The sequence below is a fragment of the Desulfothermus sp. genome (genome assembly GCF_053993635.1).
The window spans coordinates 1-6,057 of the sequence record NZ_JBMYBT010000031.1 but is presented as its reverse complement, the minus strand read 5'-3'; the positions used below and the strand labels follow the sequence as shown (position 1 = coordinate 6,057).

Sequence of the window (6,057 nt, the reverse complement as noted above, 5' to 3'; positions counted from 1 at the left end):
TACCATATGAATATCCTCTCTTATCTATTGGAATAATATCTGCGATTGAAGCCCTCATAACAGTCTCATACATACCCATGACCATACCCCAGATAATAATTCCTAAAATTAAAAAATTTATACTTTTCGTAAACACAAAAAACGGAATAAGTAAATTAACAAATGGTATAATAAGCACTGTTTTTAGTCCCACTTTATCATATATCCTGCCTATTATTAATGCAAAGATTGCATCAATTCCCATTGCTAGTGCATATATAACAGGGATAGATGAATCACTTAATATATGCTGCACCTTAAAATGATAAGATATTATCTGGAAATTCACAAAACCCATTACACTAGTAGCGCTAAAAACAACATATATCCAAAATATAGATGGAATATTTTGTTTTATTTTATTATCACTTAAGTCTTTTTCCAGCAGCTTTGGATCTTTAACAATGTATTTTGCAATAAAAAGGGCAATGATCATAATAATACAGGGGAATATGAGCATTAAAAATCCCTTTTTATAGCCAAGCCCAACATATAAGAATAATCCAAATAAAAGAGGTCCTATTATTGCCCCAATCTGGTCCATTGCTTCATGGATTCCAAAGCCAAATCCCCTCCCAATTTTTTTTGTGGCATGAGAGAGGATAACATCCCTTGCAGGGGTGCGCACGGCCTTCCCTATCCTCTCTAACACAATGAACATAGCTGCAATCTGCCATGAATTTGAGATGCCAAGCAAAGGGATAGAAAAAATCATCAAATAGCCTAAAATAGTAAACGTCCATACAAGATTGGTTTTATCAGTTAAATAACCTGATATAAGTCTTAGGCCGTATCCAAGGAACTCACCAAGGCCTGAAATAAATCCCACAATTGCAGCACTTGCACCAAGGCTGGCCATATATGGACCAACAACACCCCTGGCACCTTCATATGTCATGTCTCCAAGCAAACTCACTATTCCAAAAATAAGAATAAGTGAAAATGAAGGATTTTGCCTTATTCTTTTTAAAATCAATGTCTAATCCTCCAATAAAAAAGCTCTATTAAAATTTCCAACCCCTGAGTTGATAATAGTCTTTTAGCATCACCACAAAGTCCTTTTCCATTAGTCTTTGATTGGTTTCAGGTAAAGGTTCTTTGAAAAACCGCTCAGGTAGCGCATCCTGATCCTCTTTAAATCCCTGTTTTTCATTGAATAAGCGAATATTGTTCTTTATATTTTGTGCGATAGATCTTAGACCTTGCTTGGTTAAATCAAGCCCAGTGGTCAAAAACACTATCTGTTGTAGTTTTTCCCATGGATATAGGTCCCTGAAAAATCGACACAAAATAAGGGTGTCCATAATAATCAGCCTATCTTCCCACTCAATCAAAATTTCCGCCTTTCCTTCTATTTTCTCAGGCGGAGATATTCCAGACAGCTCAGCCTTGTAAAAAGTGGTCCTGAGATGACATGCTCCCCTATCAGAGGTTGCATAAGACAGGGCCATTCCTTTAAAAATTCTTGGATCATAGCCCGCTGGTTCCATACCTTTTACATGAATTGCGAAATCTTCCAGACCAAACTCTTTGGCAGCATAAACTATCCCTTGTGAGAGGATCTTACCTAAATCCCTTTTATACGCAATATCTTTTATAAGTCTTGAAATCCCGTCCACATCTCCATAATCTAATTTATAATCAACTTTTTTCATATGTGATGCTTCAATTGCAAAGGATACCACATTCCCTGTGGAAATGGTGTCCAGTCCCAGTTTATCACATAGGTCATTTAAATAGATAATTTCTTCTATGTTCTGAACTAAACATAACCCACCAAAAGCATAAATTGTCTCATATTCTGGACCTTCGATCACAAGGCCTTTGTAGGGACCAGATTTTACTTTTGACATACGTCCACATGCCAAAAAACAATGGGGACATGCATGGGGTTTTACTTCGCATCTATTATGCAACGCATCCGCATTTATAAAATTTCGATGATCTGCCCTACCCTTTTTCCAGTATTTTGTTGGAAACGCACCAATTTCATTTATTATATCCACCATCATGGGAGTGCCAAACTTCCTATACGCTATGGCACCTGGATCCCTTTTCCCAATCTCTAACATTTGTCTATTAAAACTAAAGATTTTTTCTCTGTTGTTAAACTTTTTTCTCATATTACCTGCAAAAGAGATGGCCTTAACCTTTTTTGAACCAAATACAGCTCCAATTCCACATCTTCCTGCGCTCCTCCAATAATTATTTTCAACTACTGAAAATCTAACCAGATTTTCACCAGCAGGTCCAATACAAACCACACCAAAACGATTAAATCCTTTTCTATTTTCTTTTAACCACCTAATAATTGAGTTATGTGTTGAATAAGTATCAAGACCCCAAAGTTTATATGCCTCATGAAATGCAACCCCATTTGATGAAATCTCAATCCATACAGGGTCATGGGAGGAACCTTTAATAATTATTACATCAAATCCTGTTTCTGCCAAACGGTCGCTTACCTCACCTCCAGCATAGGATTCTGCAAAAAGACCAGTTAAAGGTGATAATGAAAAAAGAGAGTACCTGCCACATCCCCAGATCCCACTACCTGTTGCGCAACCACTGGCTATGACAATACAATTTTCAACTGATAGGGGATCTATTTTGCTTTTAATAGTGTGGAGTAAATAATAGATACCAAGTCCTTTTCCCCCTAAATAGCTTCTAAAAATTTCCTCATCAATATCCTCTATCCAATAACTCCTTGAAGATAGATCTATATACAATACCTTACCAAAATAACCTTCCATTTTCTCACTCCTGTTATTTTTAATTTATGTTTAACATACATATGAAATAAGCTAATTGCAAATTTAACGAATATCAGATTCATTCCAAAGGTAGTGAGCCCCAATTAATTGAAGAAAATATTTTTAAAATTATTATTCCACTTGTGCCTGAATCCGCTCAAGATAGCTCAGAGAATACTGTGGAGAAAACTACCCAGAAAATTAAGGATTTTCGATTTGTGTCAGTAATAAACCTGTAGGAATTATTCTAGAGACATTGCACGCAAAAAATTTATCGAATGTATCAAATGTAGAGACGTTGCATGCAACGTCTCTACCTCCCTACAAATAAATAAAAAATAATTAGTGCATCTTATTACATCTGAAATGGTGACATTAAATTTGTTTATTGATAGGGCTTGACTAGAGCAAACCGCATATATATCGTTTTTATAAAAAACAAGGTGATGTGATATGAGAGATTATTTATTAATTACTATTTTTCTGTGTATTATTGGATTCATTCCATCAAAAACTATAGCTTCATACGAATTCGTAATTAAAAATATAGAAATTATAATTTCTAAAGATATACAAGACTATCCTATAGATCAATTTATAGATGATTGTATAAATAGCACTAAAAACTTAAAGACCTGTATAAACTCAATTTTGAAAAATAAAAAAGTTGAAATTGACAAAAAGGAGTTAAATTTAACATTAAATAATATAGATTTAATCAACTCACAAATAACAATATTAAATAAATTAAAAATTTTTAAACCAACGCTTCCTTTTACTCTTCCCAAAAAACAAAAACCCCCTTATTCTATTGATTTATTTAAACAATATATTTCTCTTTTAAGAGATATAAATTTATCTATTTCAGAAAATCAGCGTCTAAATGAAGATGTAAAAGACAAACTTGAAGCAATTAAAAAAAATTGTAAAAGTTTGATTGATGATTACTTAAAACAGAAGGAAAATCTTACTATATTTCAGAAATATAATAGACTTACATCTATTTTATCTCTTAAAATTCAGAATATAATTTTATATAAAAAACGAGAATATTATCAACTTATAATAGCCAAATTAAAAGAGCAAAAAAGCAAGTTAACTGAGAGGATAAATTATATTTTTAAAAACTTAAAAATTACCCAATTAGATATCAAAAATATCAAACATCAAAAAGACATTTTAAACAGCCAACTTCAAAGCGAAAAAGCAAAAATATTAGAACAACAAAGGGATATAGATAAAAAAATTATATATTATGAGATAAAATTACAGTCTCTTCAAAATAAAATTAATTCTAAAAAATCTAACTTAAATAAAGAATTATTGAAAATAGACGAAAAGAGAATTAAATCTCTTATTAACTACTATAATTTAAAAAAGTCATACCTTTCCCAAAAAATTTTAAACACTGAATTAAAAAAAAGATATTATGATTTTTATTATTTGTGGTTGGTTGAATATAAAAAGATAAAGGCAGGTAGCAGTGACAACACTATTTTTAAATCCATTGATGAACTTACTGAAAGCATTAAACAAAAATTCAATCTCACAATTGAAAACCTGGCAGATATTAGAAAAGCCAAAATAAATTTGGAGCAGTCACTGGCCATTAACACCCAGAAAATAAAACAACTCAAAGACGAAAAATTAAAGCAGGCAATTTATAATTTAAATTATGAGCTAAAAAGGCAAAGCAAACTCATTGATAATATAGTCTTTTTATTGATTCAAAACAAACATAAGTGTTCTGAATTCTTAAATGAGGCTTCTCTGATTTCATCACTTTTAAAAAACATGTCGGGGTGGATACGGAGTTTAAATGTCTGGAGTAAAGAAAAATTTCTAGATCTCTATCAAAAGGTCAAGTTTGTAGTCTTTTATCCTTTTGCTAAAATAGGAAATTTGGACCTTAGTATCGCAACTATTTTAAAAATAGTACTCTTATTTGTCTTAGGTTTCATTATATTAAGACAGAGCAGAAAAAAAATAACTTCTCTTATGCAACAAAAAACAAAGTTGTCTTTGGGCACAATAAACTCCATTACAACGCTTGGTTATTATTTTTCTTTAGTTCTACTGGTCCTAATAGTCCTGTCCACTGCTGGTATCGATCTGACCCAATTAAATATACTCATGGGCGCCCTGGGAGTTGGAATCGGCTTTGGGCTACAAACAATTGCCAACAATTTTATTTCAGGTCTAATAATTTTAACGGACAGGTCCATCCAGGTTGGTGATATTGTGGAGCTAGAAGACGGCACAATCGGCACTGTAAAAAGCCTGGCTATAAGAGCCACTGTAATAAAGACCTTTGACGGTAAAGATATAATTGTTCCAAATTCTGAACTCGTTTCATCCAGGGTAAATACCTGGACATATAGTGATGATTGGAGGAGATTGACCATACCCTTTGGGGTTAGTTACAATGCTGACCCTGAAGAGGTAAAAGAGATTGCCATAGAAGCTGCAAGAGAAGTCTCCATTACAAGAGAAGATAAAGACCATCCAATCCAGGTATGGTTTGAGGAATTTGGGGATAATTCTATAAATTTTTCTCTAAAAGTATGGTGCAGAATAAATCAGTTAAGTGATATAAAAACCGGGATACATAGTGATTATTATTATGCACTCTTTAAAAGACTAAAGGAAGCAAACATAGAAATCCCTTTCCCTCAAAGGGATTTATACGTAAAGAGTTTGCCTGATAATTTGACCGATTTCTTAAGAGATAAAGAAAAAAATTAAAATTAAAACAGAACACACAACATGGAAATCTAGTCAGCAAAAAGCTTGACAAAATTGGGAAGTTTGATTCTAACCTACTGTATAACTAGTAGAAAAAAAAGAGAAAACTCTAACCACGCCTTAAATAAAAAATATGGAGGTAAAATATGAACGTCCTTTTAATATATCCAAGATATCCTGACACCTTTTGGAGCTTTAGAGACGCATTAAAATTCATTTCTAAAAAAGCAGCATTTCCACCGCTGGGACTGATCACCATTGCTTCAATGCTACCAAAGTCATGGGACCTCAAATTGATTGATTTAAATGTGGAAAAACTAAAAGATAAACACATAAAAAATGCTGATTTGGTGATGATAAGCGCTATGATGATTCAATCTAAGAGTGCCAGAGAGGTAATTAATAAATGTAAGGAATATGGTGTAAAAGTGGCTGCAGGAGGTCCAGCATTTACCTCTGAACCTGAAAAATTTAAAGATGTTGATTACCTAATTTTAGATGAAGGAGAATTGACCAT

General features: G+C 32.8%; 4 protein-coding genes. 2 read left to right on the top strand and 2 right to left on the bottom strand.

Going from position 1 to position 6,057, the window contains the following annotated elements; all coding sequences use genetic code 11:
- A partial coding sequence (locus ACY2V1_RS02420) for an MFS transporter (RefSeq protein WP_461833205.1) occupies positions 1-1,015 on the bottom strand: 1,015 nt, incomplete at its 3' end.
- A gap of 28 nt (positions 1,016-1,043) precedes the next feature.
- On the bottom strand, positions 1,044-2,795 hold the full coding sequence (locus ACY2V1_RS02415; protein ID WP_461833204.1) for an aldehyde ferredoxin oxidoreductase family protein: 1,752 nt from the start codon (positions 2,793-2,795) through the stop codon (positions 1,044-1,046).
- A 453-nt stretch (positions 2,796-3,248) separates the two neighbouring features.
- Here ACY2V1_RS02415 and ACY2V1_RS02410 point away from each other — a divergent pair, with 453 nt between their 5' ends.
- Both ACY2V1_RS02410 and ACY2V1_RS02405 read left to right on the top strand, forming a co-directional pair.
- Complete coding sequence (locus ACY2V1_RS02410; protein ID WP_461833203.1) at positions 3,249-5,540, top strand: mechanosensitive ion channel domain-containing protein; 2,292 nt, start codon at positions 3,249-3,251, stop codon at positions 5,538-5,540.
- Between the two features lie 146 nt (positions 5,541-5,686).
- On the top strand, positions 5,687-6,057 hold a 371-nt coding region (locus ACY2V1_RS02405; RefSeq protein WP_461833202.1), incomplete at its 3' end, for a cobalamin-dependent protein.

Excerpts from the sequence above, each read along its gene's own strand:
- ACY2V1_RS02415 (WP_461833204.1), bottom strand. The coding sequence starts at position 2,795 with ATGGAAGGTTATTTTGGTAAGGTATTGTATATAGATCTATCTTCAAGG.
- ACY2V1_RS02410 (WP_461833203.1), top strand. The coding sequence starts at position 3,249 with ATGAGAGATTATTTATTAATTACTATTTTTCTGTGTATTATTGGATTC.